General features: G+C 70.8%; 12 protein-coding genes and 1 pseudogene. 7 read left to right on the plus strand and 6 right to left on the minus strand.

The features are described from left to right. The first annotated feature begins 34 nt into the window (after window positions 1-34). Entirely contained in the window at window positions 35-1,582 is a 1,548-nt protein-coding gene (locus AB0M48_RS40665; RefSeq protein WP_363853107.1) for a PQQ-binding-like beta-propeller repeat protein, read from the plus strand. Here AB0M48_RS40665 and AB0M48_RS40670 read toward each other — a convergent pair. Then, entirely contained in the window at window positions 1,562-4,141 is a 2,580-nt protein-coding gene (locus AB0M48_RS40670; RefSeq protein WP_363853109.1) for a BTAD domain-containing putative transcriptional regulator, read from the minus strand. The genes AB0M48_RS40665 and AB0M48_RS40670 overlap by 21 nt on opposite strands. A gap of 58 nt (window positions 4,142-4,199) precedes the next feature. Next, on the minus strand, window positions 4,200-5,276 hold the full coding sequence (locus AB0M48_RS40675) for an epoxide hydrolase family protein (RefSeq protein WP_363853112.1): 1,077 nt from the start codon (window positions 5,274-5,276) through the stop codon (window positions 4,200-4,202). 43 nt (window positions 5,277-5,319) lie between these two features. Here AB0M48_RS40675 and AB0M48_RS40680 point away from each other — a divergent pair, with 43 nt between their 5' ends. Together AB0M48_RS40680 and AB0M48_RS40685 are read left to right on the plus strand one after the other, a co-directional pair. Then, on the plus strand, window positions 5,320-6,258 hold the full coding sequence (locus tag AB0M48_RS40680; RefSeq protein ID WP_363853115.1) for a WYL domain-containing protein: 939 nt from the start codon (window positions 5,320-5,322) through the stop codon (window positions 6,256-6,258). A 70-nt stretch (window positions 6,259-6,328) separates the two neighbouring features. Then, a complete protein-coding gene (locus tag AB0M48_RS40685; protein WP_363853118.1) occupies window positions 6,329-6,988 on the plus strand; it encodes a serine/threonine protein phosphatase in 660 nt (219 codons plus the stop codon). A gap of 4 nt (window positions 6,989-6,992) precedes the next feature. Here AB0M48_RS40685 and AB0M48_RS40690 read toward each other — a convergent pair. Beyond that, window positions 6,993-7,784: pseudogene (locus AB0M48_RS40690) on the minus strand (Ku protein); the annotation flags it as partial. 75 nt (window positions 7,785-7,859) lie between these two features. Here AB0M48_RS40690 and AB0M48_RS40695 point away from each other — a divergent pair. Next, entirely contained in the window at window positions 7,860-8,354 is a 495-nt protein-coding gene (locus AB0M48_RS40695) for a metallophosphoesterase family protein (protein ID WP_363853121.1), read from the plus strand. On the opposite strand, the gene AB0M48_RS40700 is transcribed toward AB0M48_RS40695, so the two are convergent. The 3 genes from AB0M48_RS40700 to AB0M48_RS40710 form a co-directional block, all read right to left on the minus strand. After that, window positions 8,344-9,036 carry an alpha/beta hydrolase gene (locus AB0M48_RS40700; RefSeq protein ID WP_363853123.1) on the minus strand — a complete coding sequence of 231 codons (693 nt, stop codon included), beginning with the start codon at window positions 9,034-9,036 and terminating at the stop codon, window positions 8,344-8,346. The genes AB0M48_RS40695 and AB0M48_RS40700 overlap by 11 nt on opposite strands. A 131-nt stretch (window positions 9,037-9,167) precedes the next feature. Beyond that, window positions 9,168-12,032 (minus strand): discoidin domain-containing protein, encoded by a 2,865-nt coding sequence (locus AB0M48_RS40705; RefSeq protein WP_363853126.1) that lies wholly within the window; start codon window positions 12,030-12,032, stop codon window positions 9,168-9,170. Continuing rightward, window positions 12,026-14,578, minus strand: a complete 2,553-nt coding sequence (locus AB0M48_RS40710) for a glycoside hydrolase family 97 catalytic domain-containing protein (protein ID WP_363853129.1) — start codon at window positions 14,576-14,578, stop codon at window positions 12,026-12,028. Before AB0M48_RS40710 ends, AB0M48_RS40705 begins: the two co-directional genes overlap by 7 nt. Before the next feature lie 119 nt (window positions 14,579-14,697). Between AB0M48_RS40710 and AB0M48_RS40715 the strand changes: the two genes are divergently transcribed. Genes AB0M48_RS40715 through AB0M48_RS40725 form a run of 3 tightly spaced genes read left to right on the plus strand, consistent with a single transcriptional unit; the run spans window position 14,698 to window position 16,938 of the window. Then, entirely contained in the window at window positions 14,698-14,991 is a 294-nt protein-coding gene (locus AB0M48_RS40715) for a hypothetical protein (protein ID WP_363853131.1), read from the plus strand. Between the two features lies 1 nt (window position 14,992). Beyond that, window positions 14,993-16,288 (plus strand): HAMP domain-containing sensor histidine kinase, encoded by a 1,296-nt coding sequence (locus tag AB0M48_RS40720; RefSeq protein WP_363853134.1) that lies wholly within the window; start codon window positions 14,993-14,995, stop codon window positions 16,286-16,288. Then, a complete protein-coding gene (locus tag AB0M48_RS40725) occupies window positions 16,285-16,938 on the plus strand; it encodes a response regulator transcription factor (protein WP_319988260.1) in 654 nt (217 codons plus the stop codon). The genes AB0M48_RS40720 and AB0M48_RS40725 overlap by 4 nt, the downstream gene beginning before the upstream one ends. Window positions 16,939-17,179 lie beyond the last annotated feature (241 nt).

The raw sequence follows: 17,179 nt of genomic DNA on the forward strand, positions 1-17,179 counted from the left end.
CTGCCAGGCTGGGTGGCGGAAGGGGGAGAATTCCATGCTCAGAACAACTGCGCTGCTCACCGCGGCACTGGTGGTGCTGACCGCGTCACCCGCCACCGCGCACCCGAGCGGCGACTGGACCGGGTGGGCGAAGGACCTCGACGGCACGCGGCACCAGGCCGCGGAATGGCGCCTCAACGCGGGCAACGCCGGCAAGCTCAAGCTGAAGTGGGCGTTCGCCTACCCCAAGGGCGACTACAACGGCGTCCGCAGCCAGCCCGCCGTCGTGGGGGACACGATCTACTTCGGTGGCCCCGACGGGAAGTTCTACGCCCGTGACGCGCGCACCGGCCGGTCCCGCTGGGAGTTCACGCTCCCGCAGGCCGACCGGTACGCGTTCAACTCCGACGGCCCGACGGTCGCCGACGGCAAGGTGTTCTTCGGTGACAGCGCGAGCAGGTTCTTCGCGCTCGACCAGCGCACCGGCCGCCTGAAGTGGCAGGTGCAGCTCGACACCGGCATCGCGTCGATGACCACCAGCTCACCGACCGTCCACAACGGACTGGTGTACGTCGGCACGTCCAGCAGCGAAAACATGCTCCCGAACACGCACGCCTGTTGCACGTTCCGGGGCCACATCGACGCCTTCGACATCGACACCGGCGCGCTGGTCTGGCGCCACTACACGGTGCCGGAACCGGTCGAGGTCGGCACGTGGCCCAACGGCGCCAAGCGGTTCGAGCCGTCCGGCGTCGGCGTGTGGAGCTCGCCGGTGATCGACCGCCGAACCGGCACGCTCTACGTCGGCACGGGCCAGAACTACACCGGCAAGGGCGGCGAGTTCGACTCGCTGCTGGCGCTCGACGCCCGCACCGGCGCGGTGAGGTGGACCAACCAGGTCACCGACGCCGACACGTGGCGCGACGCGTGCAACCAGCCCGACGCCGAGGGCTACTGCCCGGGGCTGAAGGACGGCACCAACCTCGACTACGACATCGGTGCCACGCCGAACCTCTTCACCGTCAACGGCCGCCGGCTCGTCGGCGTCGGCCAGAAGTCCGGTGTGTACCACGTGTTCGACGCCTCGACGGGGCAGGTCGTGTGGCGCCGTCAGCTCGGCGTGCCGCTGCCCAGCGGGGGCATCTCGGGCATCCAGTGGGGTTCCAGCTACGACGGCAAGCGGCTCTACATCGCGACCTACTACGCCGAGCCCGGCACGCTGTTCGCGGTGGATCCCGCCACCGGCACCGTCCTGTGGGAGACCCCGGCACCCGCCGACGGCTGCTCCACGGGCGGTGCGGCCGGCCAGCCCGGGTGCTACCGGGCACACGGCGTGCCGGTGTCCAGCTCACCCGGCGTGGTGTGGCTCGGCGCGCTCGACGGCAAGCTCCGCGCGTACGACGCCAAGACCGGCCAGGTCATCTGGTCCCACGACACCATCCAGGACGTCCGCGGTGTCAACGGGCTGACCGGGCGCGGCGGCACGCTGGCCGGGCCCGGTGCCGGTGCGGTGGTGTCGGACGGCATGGTCTACGTGCAGTCCGGTTACTCCTCGGGCTACGCGAATCCGCACGGCCACGTGCTACTGGCCTTCGGCCTGTAGCTTCGCGCGCACCGCGTCGGTGGGCAGGCCTGCCTGAGTGCGCAGCTCGACCGCTTTCTGCCAGGCCTCCCAGGCCAGTTCGGCGGCACCCGCGGCAGCGTGGGTGTCGCCGAGCTGTTCGTACGCACCGGCTTCGAGCGGGAGGTCACCGCCGAGCCGGAACATCTCCGACGAGCGGGTGAACGCCTCGGCCGCTTTCGCGTGATCACCCAGCCCGAGGTAGCCGGTGCCCAAGTTGTCCCACGCCTCGGCCTGGCCGATCAGGTGGTCCATCTGCCGCCACATCCGCATCGCGCGCTCGGCGTGGTCGACCGCCTCCGCGTACTCGCCCAGCTTGCCGTGGCCCCACGCCAGCCCGGTCAGCGCGTTGGCCTGGCCGTAGGAGTCGCCGCACTCCTCGAACAACGCGAGCCCGCGCCGCGTGTGCTCCATCGCCTCGCCGATCCGGTCGTCCGGGCACAGCATCGCGATGTTCAGCAGCACCCCGGCCTGGCCCGCCGGGTTGCCCTCGTAGACGTCGAACGCCCGGTGCAGTGCGGCGGTGGCCTCGTCGGGGCGGCGCATGCGGCTCAGGCTGCGGCCGAGGTTGATCAGCGTGCGGCCCAGGCCGTCGGCGTCGTCGAGCTGTTCGACGGCGGCGACCGCGAGTTGTTGCGACGTCAGGAGATCCCGGTACCGGGCCTGGCGGTCGAGGGCGTCGGCGAGCGACCAGCCCATGAGCCACGTCTGCGCCGGCGTGCCGTGGCGCATCGCCGCCATCAACGTCGGATGCTCGGCCATGAGCCACGCCAGCGCTTCCTCGTGCGTGCCGAAGCGCAGGACCACGACACCGGGAGCCGGTGGGGGAGTGGCCGGGCGGTGGCGGCTGGGCGTGTACACGACACCGGCCTCGACGCCCGTCAGCGCGAGGTGGTCGAGCAGCCGGTTCAGGGCCTCGTCGCGTTCGTCGTCGAGGGCCAGTTCGGCCGCGTAGTCGCGCAGCAGGTCGTGGCAGGTGAACCGGCCCGGCTCCGGCTGGTCGATCAGGTTCGCCGTCGCGAGTTCGGCGAGCAGGGCCTCGGTCTCCCGCACGTCCAGCGCCGCCAGTGACGCGGCCCCGGCGAGGCTGATGTCCGAGCCCGGCATCAGCCCGAGCAACCGGAACAGCCGCAGCGCCGCGGGACTCAATGCCTTGCAGGAGTGGGAGAACACCGAACGCAGGTCCGCCGTGACGTCATCGTCGTCGGCGAACGCGTCGAGGTCCGCCAGCTCGTCCGCGAGCGCCGCCAGCGGGAACTCCGGCTGCGTCGCCGCCCGTGCGCCCGCCACCGCGAGGGCGAGCGGCAGGCGGGCGCAGCGGCGGACCACGGTGTCGACCGCGTCCGGCTCGGCCCGCGCGCGGTCGTGCCCGATCCGGGCGGCCAGCAGCTCGCGGGCGTCCTCCGGCGGCAGCAGTCCCAGCGGCAACGCCTTGGCGTGCGGCGGTTTGAGCGAGGTGCGGCTGGTGATCACCACGTGCGCGTTCGGCGTGCGCGGCAGCAACGGCTCGACCTGCTCGGCGTCCGTCGCGTTGTCCAGCAGCACGAGCACCCGCTTGTCCGCGAGCGCGTCCCGCAGCAGGGCCGACTGCCCCGCGAGGTCGTGCGGCACCTGGGCACGCGGCACGTCGAGCGCCGAGAGGAACCGCAGCAGCGCGTCACCGGGGCTCACCGCCGCGCCGCTCGGGCCGAAGCCGTGCAGGTTCACGTAGAGCTGTCCGTCGGGGAACCGGTCGATGGCCTGGTGTGCCCAGTGCACGGCGAGTGAGGTCTTGCCGACCCCGCCGGTGCCGGTGATCACCACGACGCCGTTCGGCGCGTCGTCGAGCTCCGCGAGTTCCAGCGCCCGGCCGGTGAACGGCTTGGGCGCGGCCGGCAGCTGGCGCGGTGCCGAGGCCGCCCGCAGCCGCCGGTGCAGGGTCGCGAGGTGGCGTGACGGTTCGGCGCCCAGCTCACCGGCGAGCCGGGCGCGCACGACCTCGAAGTGCCGCAACGCTTCCGCGGCGCGTCCGCTGCCGTGCAACGCCTCGATCAGCTGGGCGGCGATCCGCTCGTCCAGCGGCCGATCGGCGGCCAGGGCGTGCAGTTCGGGTACCAGCTCCGCGTGCTCACCCCGTGCCAGCCGTTCGTCGACGTGGTCGAGCCGGGCCGCGAGCAGCTCCTCCGCGAAGCCCGCGCGCAGCTGCCGAGCCCACGGTGTGTCCAGTGTGGACAACGGCTCGGCCTGCACGAGTGCCAGCGCGTCGGCGGTCTTGCCGATGCGCACCAGGTGCCGGAACAGGTGCAGATCGATCTCCAGCGGATCCACGCGCAGCACGTAGCCGTCGCGGTCGCGTTCGATCAGGCCCGGCAACGTCTGCCGCAGCCTCGTCAGCCACGTCTGCACCATCGCGCGGGCCCGCGGCGGGGGAGCGTCGCCCAGGACCCGTTCGACCAGCTCTTCGGCGGTCACGACCTGACCCGCGTCGGCGAGCAGCACGCCGAGCAGGGCGCCGAGGCGCGTCGGACCGAACTCGGTCGCGCCGAAGACCGTGTAACGCACGGTGATCACCGTAGTGGCTGCGGCTCCCCCCGCACCTCGGCCGAACGTCACGTCGTCCTCACAAGAGGAACGACTCCCGCAGCTCCTGGACCATCAGCTCCGGTACCTCCAGCGCCGCGAAGTGGCCGCCCCGCGGCATCTCCGTCCAGCGCACGATGCTGTGGTTGCGCTCGGCCATCCGCCGGATCGGCACCCCCACGTCGTGCGGGAACACCGCGACCGAGGTCGGTGTCGCGGACATCGGCTCCAGCTCGCCCCACGTCTCGTCCCCCTCCTGGTAGTAGCGCGCCGACGAGCCCGCCGTCCGGGTGAACCAGAAGATCGACGCGGTCGTCAGCACCGCGTCGAGGGGTACCCCGATCTCCGGGTCGCTCCACGTGTGGAACGCCCATTCGATCCACTCGAGCTGGGCGACCGGCGAGTCGGTGAGCGCGTGGGCGACCGACTGCGGCCGCGTGCTCTGCATCGACACGTACCCGAACTGCTCGAACTCGTACTGGAAAGCCTTCTCCACGGACCGCCGTTCGGCGTCGACGGTCATGTCCGCGGTCTCCTGGGTGACGCCGGCGGAGAAGATCTGGTTGACGTGGACGGCCTTCACCTCGTCGCGCATCCCGAGCTGACGGGTGAGCATGGCGCCGAAGTCGTAGCCGTGTGCCAGGTAGCGGTCGTAGCCCAGGCGGCGCATCAGCTCGGCGAACACGCCGGCCACGCGGGGGATGGTCCATCCTAGTTCCGTGGTGGGGCCGGGGAAACCGAAGCCCGGCACGGACGGGATCACGAGGTGGAAGTCGCGGCTGAGCGGTTCGATCATCTGCTCGAACGCGAAGCAGGTCGTCGGCCAGCCGTGGGTGAGCAGCAGCGGTTCGGCGTTCGCGCGGGGGCTCCGCACGTGCAGGAAGTGCAGCGAGGTGCCGTCGATCTCGGTGACGAACTGCGGGATCTCGTTGAGTCGCCGTTCCCGCTCGCGCCAGTCGAAGTCGCGCCAGCGGGCCACGAGTTCCTTGAGACGCTCCTGGGGCGTGCCCTGCGCCCAGCTCGCGCCCGCCGGTTCGCTGGGCCAGCGGGTCTGGTCAAGGCGGCGGTGCAGGTCGTCGATCTCGGACTGGGGGATGGCGATGTCGAACGGCTTCATGCCGACGACGCTATGAGCACTGTAGGACAGTTATGGTCCTACAGTGGCCTCTGCTCGTTTGCTGAAGTTGCTCGGTCTGCTGCAGTCACGCCGTGAGTGGTCCGGTTCCGAACTCGCGGACAGGCTGGGCGTCACCACGCGCACAGTCCGGCGTGACGTCGACCGGCTTCGGTCGCTGGACTACCCGGTGCACGCGTCGATGGGCACGTCCGGCGGCGGTTACCGGCTCGGGCCGGGTGCGCGGTTGCCGCCGTTGCTGCTGGACGACGACGAAGCCGTGGCCGTGGCGGTGGGGCTGCGGACCGCGAGCGGCATCGAGAACATCGGTGAGACGGCCGTGCGCGCGTTGCTGAAGGTCGAGCAGGTGCTGCCGTCCGCGCTGCGGCACCGGGTCGCGGCGCTGGAGATCGCGACGGTGCCGCACACCTCGGCGCCTCCCGCGGTCGACGCCGGGTTGTTGACGCTGGTCGGGACGGCCTGCCGGGACCGGCAGCGGATCCGGTTCTCCTACGTCGGGCACGCGGGGGAGGAGTCGCGGCGGGAGGCCGAGCCGCACCGGCTCGTGACGTGGGGCCGGCGCTGGTACCTGGTCGCCTGGGACGTGCTGCGGGAGGACTGGCGGACATTTCGACTCGATCGTATGAACGTGCGGACCCCGTTCGGTGCCCGCTTCACGCCCCGTGAAATTCCGGGCGGCGACGCGGGAGCGTTCGTGGCGGCACGCGTCGCCGATCGGTGGCCCGTGCAGGGCGTCGTGCGACTGAGCGTGCCCGCGCCGGAGGCCGTGGAGTGGCAGAGCTACGGCGAGGTTTCGGCTGTGGACGAAACCTCGTGCCATGTGCGGGTCGGAGGCGAGACGATGGACGACGTGGTGTTCATGCTCGCGAGCATCACCGTCGAGTTCGAGGTCGTCTCCCCGCCGGAGCTGTCCGCCGCGTTGCTCCGGGCAGCGGACCGTTTCCGCAGGGCGGCGAAGTTCTAGAGAATTTCTCAGGGTCCTGACAGCAGACTCCTAGGCGCGCAGGGCTTAGTGGAGGTCAGGGAGGTCCGCCATGCTGATCGATCACACCAGGCCGCTGGACACGGTTCCGCTGGGCACCGCGCTCACGGTGACCCACGCGTCGGACCGTGGCCCGCGCAGGTACAACGCCGATGCCTTCGCCGTGGGCCGCCGCACGTTCGTGGTCACCGACGGGGTGGGCGACTCCGCGGCCGCCGCCGAAGCCGCGTGGGCCGCCGCCCGTGCCGCGACCCTGCTGACCGATCCGGTCGCCGCGATCCTCGCCGCCCGCGACGCCCTCCAGGTGCACTCGGGCGACGCCGTGATCGTCGTCGCCACGGCCCGCCCGGACGGCGGCTTCGACGTGGCGTGGGCGGGCGACGCCCGCGCGTACGCCTCCGACGGCGCGGACCTCGTCCAGCTCACCACCGACCACACGGTCGCCGAGTACTTCCGCGAGCGCGGCATCAAGGCCGAACCGCGGATGGAACACGTCGTCACCAACACCGTCCGCCACGCGACGGCGGAGAACATCGGCCGTGCGGCGACACGGGCTCCCCGGCTCGCTCTCGTGTCCGATGGCGTCTACGGGCCGTTGGGGTACAACGGGATCGAGGCGATCATGTCCGGGCACGGCTCAGCGGAGCGTTTGGTGCGTGCGGCCTTGTACGCGCGCGGCACCGACAACGCGACGGCGCTGCTGGTCAGCTGACCTTCTTGCCGCGCTTCTTCTTGCTCGCCTCGACGCTGCGCTGCAACGCCTCCATGAGGTCCACGACCCCGGTGGCCTCCGCGGGCTCGTCCTCGACCTTGACCTTGCTGCCCTTCTGCTTGGCCTTGATCAGCTTGGTGACCCGCTCGGTGTAGGTGTCGCGGTAGTCCTTCGGCCGCCACTCGTCGGCCATGGACTCGACCAGCGACACCGCCATGTCGAGCTCCTTGCCGCGCGGCGCCCTGCCCTCCGGCACCACGTCCAGCACGTCCTTCGGCTTGCGGATCTCGTCGGCGAAGAACAGCGTGTGCACGGCGAGGATGCCCTTGTCCTCGGTCAGCGCGGTCAGGTACTGCTTGCCGCGCATGACGAACATCGCGATGCCCGCTCGGTTCGTCTTCTTCATCGCCTGCGCCAGCAGCAGGTACGGGCGGGAGAACTCGGGCTTGGCCGGCCCGAGCCAGTACGTCTTCTGGAAGTGCACCGGGTCGATCTCGTCGATGTCCACGAACGCCTCGATGTCGAGCGTGCGGCTGCGGCCCGGCGCGATCTCGTCCAGCTCCTCGGGCTCCACGACCACGTACTCGCCGTTCTCGACCTCGTGCCCCTTCACGATCTTGTCGTAGGGCACCTCACGGCCGGTGCGCTCGTTGACGCGCTTGTACCGGATGCGGTCGGACGTACCGCGCTGGAACTGGTTGAAGTGCACGGTGTGGTCCTCGGTGGCGCTGTACAGCTCCACCGGGATGCTCACCAGTCCAAAACTGACAGAACCGCTCCAGATCGCCCTCGCCATGCAGGTCAGGTACCCACCAGACGGCAAGTTACTCGCCGAGGAGCTGCGAGAGCCCGACCTTGCTACCGTCACGGGGTGAGAGTCGTGGTGCTGTCCGACACCCACGCACCGCGGTTCTGGAAGCGGTGCCCACCGGCCGTGGCCGATCACCTGCGGTCAGCCGACCTGATCCTGCACGGCGGGGACGTCTGCGTAGCTCCCGTGCTGGACGAGCTGGCGCAGTACGCGCCCGTCATCGCCGTGTGCGGCAACAACGACGGCCCGGACGTGGTGGCGTGGGGTGCGCCGGAGACGGTCGAGTCCGAGATCGACGGCCTGCCGTTCGCGATGATCCACGACAGCGGCCAGAAGACCGGCCGGATGGCGAGGATGCGCCGCCGGTTCCCCGCCGCCCGGCTCGTCGTGTTCGGACATTCGCACATCCCGTGGGACGAGCGGGAGGACGGGGTCCGCGTGTTCAACCCCGGCTCACCCACCGACAAACGGCGTCAGCCGCACGGCACGATCGGGCTGCTGGACGTCGAGGACGGAGTCCTGCTCGACGCCCGGATCGTGCCGGTCACGCGGTGACCTCGACGCCGCGCCGTGCCCAGGCCGCGAGTCGCGGGCCGAGCGCTTCGTAGACGTGCGGGTCGAACCCCATGCCGGTGTGCGTGCTGCTGACCTCGACGCACTCGGCGCACGGGTCCTGGCACAGCTCCCACGGCACGACGCCGTCCAGCCGCGAGAAGAGGGAGATCGCGGGAACGCGCAACGGCTCGGTCAGCGCCTTCATGTGCTCGTCGTAGCACGGGCCGCGCATGCAGTCGTCGTTGAGCAGTCCGGGCACACCCGCAGCGGCCAGCCGCGCCAGGAACCGGGCGACGCGCACGACGCTGGGATGCGCGCCGAGCGGGTCGAGCACCGGGCTGGCCAGCATCACCAGGCCGTGCACGAGTTCGGGACGCCGGGCGGCGGCGAGTCGCGCGAGCCAGCCACCGCGGCTCTGGCCGAGCAGCACCACCGGCCGGCCGGTGAGTTCGGCGTGCCTCTCCGTGCTGTTCAAGAGCTTCGTCAGCAGCTCAGAGGTACAGCCGACGGTGAACCCGACTCCTGAGTGGGCCGGGCGGTAGCCGCGAGCGCGCAGCCACGACCCGGCGGGCGACAGGCTGGCACTACCGGCGCCGAAACCCGGTACGAGCACGACCCCCAGACCGTTGCCCTGGTCCGGATCGGCGTCGCGCCACACCGGGTGGCGCAGCAGTTTAGGCACGTCCCACAGCGCGCGGAGGACGCTTTCCCGTGAACTGGCACGCAATCCGTCGAACATGCCCTTGGTTTGCCAGAGGTTCTGCCGTTAAACCCGCGTCCCCCAGACGAATTCGCCGCTCCGGCGTGGCGTCCTCACCGCACCACGACGGCGCGCAGCGAGGCGTGCCCAGGCCGCCAGCCGGTCGACACGGCGACGTACCTCGCAGTGGTGACCGAGCCGTAGGTCTTGCCGTCCACGCTGTAGGTGACCGTGTGCGGCGGGTGCGCACCGTTCGTCCATTGCAGATCGACGTCGCCGATGGCATGTACCGCACCGAGGTCGACGACCATGCGGCCGTCGCGGCCCGGCGTCCACGCGGTGTGCCGCTCGCCGTCCACCGCGGCGGCCGGATCGCTCATACCGGGCGGCAGCACGGAGTTCGGGAACGTGACACGCCCGAGCGCGAGGTCGTCGATCGGGAACGGCCGCACGCCCGGCATGCTGACCGTGCGCCCGGCACGGCCCAGCGCGACCGGGAGGCTGCGGCCGTCGCGGTGGACCAGCACGAACATCGCCGGGCCGCCGCGGAAGGTGACCCGCTGCGCGTCGTGCACGACGGCGGTGATGCCCGGCGGGATGCCGCGGGCGGTGAACCACGGCGCCTCGACCCGCGCGGTGGCGGCGGGCAGCGTGAGCGCGTACTCGGTGCCGTCACGGGTCGTGACCTGCGTGCCGCGGTACAGCGTGGAGCCGCGCAGGTGAACGGTTCCGGTGACGTCGGCGCCGGACAGGTTGAAGAGGCTGAGGAACCCGTCCGCGGTGCTCGCGCGCACCCCCGGAGGGCACTGCGGTGCCGGTTCCGCCGCGATCTTCGCCAGGTCCGCGCGGACGTAGCCCTCCACGAGCCCGGCCGGCACGGTGATCGTGTCGCCCTGCACGGTGATCGGCTCGGCCGACCGCGCGACGAACCCCGCCCGGCCGTCCACGTCGAGCCAGCCCGACGTCCCGAGGTCCGGGCGCGGGTACGAGGCCACCGTCGTCCACGTTGCGCCGTCTGCCGACGTCTCGATGCGGTAGGCGCCCGCGGCCGCTGTCTCCCAACGCAGGCGCACGCGGTCCACAGTGGTGGCGGTGCCGAGGTCGACGGCGATCCAGCTGTCCGCGCGGCCGCGTTCGGCACGGGCGACCGCCCAGCGCGTGGCCGGATCTCCGTCGATCGCCTTCGCCGGTTCGTAGCCGGGATCGAACGACGACGCCGTCACCGTCCCCGGACCCACCTCGAACTCGAACAGCGAGTAGCCGTAGGTGGGATGCGGGGTGATGCCGACCATGCGGACGTGGCGTGCGGTCGTCGCCGGGAACGTCAGGTCGTCGACCCGGAACCCCGTGCGGGCCGGGATCGTGACACGGCCCGCCGATCCCGTGTAGGTGCGGGAGCCGGTGAGGCCGGGCATCCCGGCCATCGCGAGGTTGTGCACGTCGACCCGGCCGGGACGGGGAAGCGCGCACACGATCGTGCCGGTCGGCAGGGTGGCGGTGCCGGCGATCCCGTCCGCGAACCGCAGCAGGCTCGCCGTCGCGTCGAAACCGTCGCGAACCTGCTGGTACACAGCGATGTTACGGCCGGTGACGGCCACCGGTGGCAGCAGCATCGGCGTCGAACCGCTGATCTTGAACAGCCAGTCGTCGTGCGAAGGCTGCCACGCGAGCTTCGTGAACCCCGGCTTGGTCACCGTGCCCGCCCACGCCGCCGCCGACTGGTGCGTCAACAGTCCTGGGTCCACGCCGTGGTCGAACGTGATGGCGGCTTTGCGGAAGAACTCCTGCTCGGACACGGGTTCCGCGGGCGGGCGGAGTTCGTGCAGCAGGTAGCTGATCGCGAGCTCCGCGCGTGCCTCCGGCTCGTACTTGGCCTCACCGGAGAACTTCGCCAGCCGGTGGACCGGTGGATGGGCCTGGTAGGCGAGCAGCCGGGACGCGAGCGCGGCCTCGGCGCGGGCGGCCATCGGATCGCGCAGGACGGTGGAGCGGAAGGCGAGCGGGATGACGTCACGGCCGTAGAGGTGCTCGCGGTCGTTGACCATGGGCATCAACGGCTCGCCGGCGTCGCTCATCGTGGCGAGGATGGTGCGCCACAACAACTCTCCGTTGGGCTGCTTGGTCAGCACCTCGGGCAGCGGCCGGCCGGCGAGCAGGAAGTGCACGGCGTTGCGGCCGGAGGTGCGCCAGAGCTCCTCCTGGTAGTGCGGGCCGAACGAGCCGTGGTTCTCGACGATGAACGTGTCGTGCAGGTTCGTCGCCGTGTTGGCGGAGATCGGTACGCCGTCCACTGTGGAGGGGTTGGCGAGGTCGGCGGCGGGCAGCCCGGCCTCGTTGCGGCTCCAGCGGCCGAACGCCTCCCGCCAGCCCGGTCCGTCGCCGTGCCAGGCCAGTCCGGGCGCGAGTGCCTGGGCGTAGACGCCCATCTCCTCCAGCTTCGTGTCGCCCCGGTGGCCGCCGAGGATCCCGTTCGGCGTCCAGCCACCGGAGCGCGGGTCGTTCCCGGTGCCGAGCGACGCCGTGTACTCGGCCTGACCGCGCGCGATCGCCTCGACGTGCGCGCGGGTGGCCGCGTCGAGGTCCGGCCAGAGCAGCCGGGCGGCCAGCACGAAGTAGGACTGGAAGGTGGTGTCCCAGAACAGGGTCTTGCCCCACTCGGTGCCGCCCGCCAGCACGTTGCTCGCCGCGAAGTGCTTGATCGTGGCGAGTGTGTGGTCCCGCAGGACGTTCTTCTCCACGCCCGCCAGTGCCGCGTCGTAGCTGCCCCTGGTGAGCAGGACGGCGTTGCCGAGCACGACCGCGAACCCGAAGTCGGTGCGCCGGTAGCGTCCGGCCGTGGCGTCGTACTGCTTCTCGGCCCACCTCGTGTGCCTGAGCAGCACCTCGTAGTAGGTGTCCTTCAGTTGTGCGACCGAGACTTTCGGCGCGACCGCCAGCACACCCGTGGCGTAGAGGAACGTCCTGCGGTTGATCAGCATGTCAGGGCTGCCTCCGCCCAGTCGGCGTGGTCGAAGTTGCGGCCGTCGCCACCGTCGGTGACGCGCAGGCTCAGCATCCGGACGGTGCTGACGTCGACGTCGATCGGCACCGCCGCGCCCTTGCCGCGGACGACTCCGCTGTCGTACAGGGGTTTGTCGTCGCCGAAGACCTGGAACGAGACCGAGCCCGGCTGTTCGGTCTCGTCGTCGAGGCCGATCTTCGCGGTGAGGCGCTCGCAGCCGCGGCCCAAGTAGACCGAGACCTCGGACGGTGCGTGCGTGCCGATCCCCTTGGCGTAGGTGACGCCGCCGATGGACAGCGCCGCGCCGTCACCGCCGGTGTTCTCGCCGTTGGACCTGTCCCGTTCCACAGGGCCCCAGCCGTTGGTCTCGCTCATGAACGGCAGATCGCTGACCTGCGTGCCGTTCGCCGGTGTCGGGGGTGGCACGAACGCCTTGACCACCTGCTCGACGTGCACACCGGAACCGAAGGTGGCGACGATCGGCACGTCCACCGGGCCGACCTGGGTTCCGGCGGTGAGGCGCCAGCGCCCGCTGATCGACTCGCCGGGTGCGAGCGTGCGGCGCTGGATCGCGGCACCCGTGACGGACCAGCCCTCGGGGGCGGTCGCGGTCAGCTTGACGTCGCGGATCTCCCTGTCCCCGTTGGTGAACGTGCCGGCGACCTCGACCGTCGAGCCCGGCGGCGTGTCGACCGTGCCGGCGGGCTCGACGGTGAGCGTGGTCTTCGGGACCTGGCGGATCGGCTGGTCGCACGTCTGCAGGCCGGGCCGGTAGCGGCAGACGACCGCCGCGAAGCCACCGTTGCGCCTGGCCGGCACCGTGAGGGTGCCGGTGTTGCGCAGGACCTGCGTGTCACGCACGACGTCGGCCCTGCCGGCGGGGTCGCGGACGGTCTCGACCAGCCACTGCCCACCACCGAGGAACCCCAGCGGCGCCCGCAGCGTGCGCTCCTGGGTGGCGATGCCGCCGACGAACCACCTGTCCCCGTTGCGGCGCGCGACGACGGCGTGCGAGTCCGGATCGCCGTCGAGCAGCCGGGTCTCGTCCCACACCGTCGGGACCTGGTCGAGGTAGCGCAACGCCTGCGGATGCCGTTCGTAGGCCTCGGGTTTGTCCGCGAAGTGCGTCCAGCCCGACTCGTAGACGACCGGCAGCGCGACCTCGTGCGCGATCGACGCCTCCTTCGTGCCGACTTCGAGCGACACGGGCGTGTAGTCCATCGAACCGGCGACGTTGCGGGTGAAGAACTGCACGGGGTTGTTGGCAGCGGGCGGGTAGTTCTCGGCGCCGCGCACGGCCTCCATCGTGAGCACGTGCGGCCAGGTGCGCGCGAGGCCGTGCGGGATGGTGGAGCCGTGGAAGTTGACCATCAGCTTCAGGTCGGCCGTCTTCTGCAACACCGCGTCGTACCAGCTATAGCGGTCCTGCGAGTCGGACTCCATGAAGTCGAGCTTCACGCCCTTCGCGCCCCACTGCTTGATCCTGGGCAGCACGGTGTCGCGTTCCTGCTGGGTGTCGAGGTCGCTCCAGCGCAGCCACAGCAGGATCTCCACGCCCTGCGCGCGGGCGTACCGGATGAGCTCCGGCACCCACGCGGCGCTCCAGCCCTCGTCGACCAGCGCGTACTCCCAGCCGTGGCGGGCGGCGAAGTCCACGTACTGCTTCTGCCGCGCGAAGTCGCTCGGACTGGAGTGCTCGCTCAGCCACGACCAGGCGACCTTGCCCGGCTTGATCCAGCTCACGTCCGTGAACGTCGCCGGGCTCGCCAGGTCGTCCACGAGAGTGGAGGTGCTCACGGTGTTCAGGTCGCCGACGATCGCGGTGCGCCACGGGGTGGTGCCGGTCGACGCGACCTGCGCGTCCGCCAGCACGACCTGGAAACCGTCACCGCTCTTGCGCAACCTGCTGCCCGCGTACCTGCCATCCACATCGGACTCGGTGAGCAGCGCGAAGTCCTGCCCCGTCTGGAAGAGCGACGGATAGCCGAAGTCGCCGGTGGCCTCACCCGCGGTCGTGCGCACGCGGTTGGCCTCGTACCAGGCGTTGTAGGGCAGCAACCACGCCTTCGAGTCGGCGGGAACGCGGAAGCTCGACGCCTCGGACGTGACCGCGGCCGGTCCCGGCAGCACGTACCGGTAGGCGACGCCGTCCGCCGAGGCGCGCACGACGAGGTCGAAGCTGCCGGAGGCGTTGCGGAAGCCGAACCGCGCCTCGGTCATGCGGGCCGAACGCTGCAGCCGCTTGCCGTGGGGCATGGTGTAGCGATCGATGACAACGCGGTCACTGCGACCGGTGAACGTCAGTTCCTTGGTGAGATCGGCAGTGGTCGTGGTGAGCCCGACGGCTGCCGGCTGGAGCACGGTTCTGCCCTGCCTGCTCACAGCCAGCGTCAGGTTTCCGCTGTTCAGGGACACTGCCGCCGTGATCTGGCCCGGTCCGGCGACCGTCCAGCCGGAGGGAGCGGCTGTAGCGGGCACGGCAGGCAACAGCAGGGCGAGCACGAGTACGAGCAGTCGTGACATCGTTGTCAGCTCCTGGGTGTGGGACCGCTCTCATCGTGTTGGTCCGTACGTTCCCGGTCAAGGGGCTGATGATTATCAGTCGATTTGCGGACAGATGAAGAGATCTTCATCTTGGTCTCATGCGGATCTTCGCGAGGGACGGCAGGCTCGGTCGCATGCTGCCGTCCGCCCGCACCGGCACGGTCCTCGTGGCCGTGCTCAGCGTGGCGTGCGCGCTCGCGGCCGTGCTGCTCGTGCTGACCGTGGTGCGGCCGGTGTCACCCGACGTGCGCACTCCGGAAGTGGAGATAGGACGTTCCGCTCCGCCGACGACGTCCTCGGTGGTGCCCACACCGGCCCCGGCGGTGGTGCCCACACCGGGGTCGGTGCTGCCGCCACCACCGCCGGTCGATGACGACGACGAGGACGACTGACGTGCCCGCACGCGTGAAGATCATGTGCTGGCTCCTCGGCCTGATGACGCTCGTCCTCGCGACCGTCGTGGTCGTGGTGTGGCGCCTGCTGCTCGTCGACGTCGACGACCGCGTCAACCGCGCCCTGGAGCAGGAGACCACCGAGTTCGGCGCCTACGCGGAGAACCACGCCGGTGACGCCGGCACCGTCGCCGAGGCCCACCTGAGCCTGCAGTACCCCGACGAGCACGAGATCCACCTGGCCGTGCTGCCCGGTCACGTGCTGGTGCAGCGCTCCGAGGTGACCTACGCGCTGGAGAAAGACCGCGCAGTCCTGGGCGCGATCACGTCCTCCGGTGCGCCGTGGGGTGTCGCGTCCACCCCGGCCGGACCGTTCCGGTGGGCGAAGGTGCACACGGCCGCGCCGCAGGAGATGTGGTTCGTCACCGGCTACTTCGAGGACGGCGTGCGAGCGCCGGTGCACTCGACGGTGCGCGTCCTGGTGCTGGTGTCGCTGGCCGGGCTGCTGATCGCCGCCCTGATCGCGTGGCTGGTGGCGGGGGTGGTCCTCGCTCCGATCCGGGTGGTCCGCCAGGCCGCCGCCGAGATCACCGAGGCCGACCTCACCCGCCGGATCCCGGTCTCCGGCAACGACGACGTGGCGGCGCTGGCGAAGCAGTTCAACTCGATGCTCGACCGCCTCGAACGCTCGTTCCGCCTGCAACGCCAGTTCCTCGACGACGCCTCCCACGAGCTGCGCACCCCGATCACCATCGTGCGGGGCCACCTGGAACTGCTCGGCGACTCGCCGCAGGAACGCGCCGAGGTGGTGCGGCTGTGCACCGACGAGCTCGACCGCATGGCCCGCCTGGTCGAGGACCTGCTGCTGCTCGTCAAATCCGAACGCCCGGACTTCCTCCGCCCCGTCACCGTGAGCCTCCCGGAACTCACCAGCGACATCGACGCCCACCTCCGCGCCCTCGGCGACCGCCGCTGGGTGCTCGACTCGATCGCGGAAGGCGAGGCCGTGCTGGACCCGCAACGCATCACCCAGGCCGTTCTGCAGCTCGCCTCGAACGCCGTCCGTCACACCACCTCCGGCGCGACCATCCGCTTCGGATCCTCTGTGGACTCCGTCGTCTCCTTCTGGATAGCCGACTCCGGGCCCGGCGTGAGCGACGAGTCGATGCTGTTCTCCCGCTCCACCGGCCTCGGCCTGCCGATCGTGAAGGCCATCGCCGAAGCCCACGGAGGCGCGGTGCGGGTGAGCTCGGTGGCGGGCGAGGGCGCGACGTTCGTGGTGGAGGTGCCTCGATGACCGGCCGGATCCTCATCGTCGAGGACGAGGCGCGCATCGCCTCGTTCGTTGAGAAAGGCCTGCGGGCCAACGGCTTCACCACGTCCGTCGTGGCCTCCGGAGCCGACGCGCTGTCGTGGGCCGCGTCGTTCGACCTGGTGGTGCTGGACCTAGGACTGCCCGACCTCGACGGCTTCTCGGTCCTGCGGGCCCTGCGCGACCAGGGCGTGGCCACCCCGGTGATCATCCTGACCGCCCGCGACTCCGTGCACGACACCGTGGCGGGGCTGTCCGGCGGCGCCGACGACTACATGACCAAGCCGTTCCGCTTCGAGGAACTGCTGGCGCGCGTCCGCCTCCGCCTGCGCCCGCCCGGCGTGCCCGAGGCGACGGTGCTCACCGCCGGTTCGCTGTCGCTCGACCTGCGCACCCGCCAGGCCGTGCTGCCGTCCGGTTCGGTCGACCTCACCGCTCGCGAGTTCGCCCTGCTGGAGCTGTTCCTGCGGCATCCCGGCCAGGTGCTGGTGCGCGAGCAGATCCTGTCCCACGTGTGGGGGTACGACTTCGACCCCGGGTCCAACGTGGTCGACGTGTACGTGCGGTCGTTGCGGCGCAAGATCGGCGCGGAGCGGCTGGAGACCGTGCGCGGCATGGGGTATCGCCTCAGCTAGGGCCTGTATCGAAGTCTGATCCGCGACAGCCGGGCCCCTGGCGGCCCCTGGCGGCGCGGCCGGATGGCCCACGTACAACACCGGGCGTATTCGGGCTTTGCGGCGGTGCCGTCTCCGGGGCCCTCGGCCGCGACTATCGCGGACGAGACTTACGGGACACGCCCTAGCTTGAGTTTTAACCTCTGAGTGGCTGGGTGAGACCCCGGGTGATCATGGGTGAAGCCCTTGGTCGATTCTTCTT

This window comes from Lentzea sp. NPDC051208 (assembly GCF_040682435.1).
GTDB classification, from domain to species: domain Bacteria; phylum Actinomycetota; class Actinomycetes; order Mycobacteriales; family Pseudonocardiaceae; genus Lentzea; species Lentzea kristufekii.

Bases quoted from the DNA above. Each gene is read 5' to 3' on its own strand.
- AB0M48_RS40665 (WP_363853107.1), top strand. From the start codon at position 35: ATGCTCAGAACAACTGCGCTGCTCACCGCGGCACTGGTGGTGCTGACC.
- AB0M48_RS40675 (WP_363853112.1), bottom strand. From the start codon at position 5,276: ATGAAGCCGTTCGACATCGCCATCCCCCAGTCCGAGATCGACGACCTG.
- AB0M48_RS40685 (WP_363853118.1), top strand. From the start codon at position 6,329: ATGCTGATCGATCACACCAGGCCGCTGGACACGGTTCCGCTGGGCACC.
- AB0M48_RS40705 (WP_363853126.1), bottom strand. From the start codon at position 12,032: ATGCTGATCAACCGCAGGACGTTCCTCTACGCCACGGGTGTGCTGGCG.
- AB0M48_RS40710 (WP_363853129.1), bottom strand. From the start codon at position 14,578: ATGTCACGACTGCTCGTACTCGTGCTCGCCCTGCTGTTGCCTGCCGTG.
- AB0M48_RS40715 (WP_363853131.1), top strand. From the start codon at position 14,698: ATGCGGATCTTCGCGAGGGACGGCAGGCTCGGTCGCATGCTGCCGTCC.
- AB0M48_RS40725 (WP_319988260.1), top strand. From the start codon at position 16,285: ATGACCGGCCGGATCCTCATCGTCGAGGACGAGGCGCGCATCGCCTCG.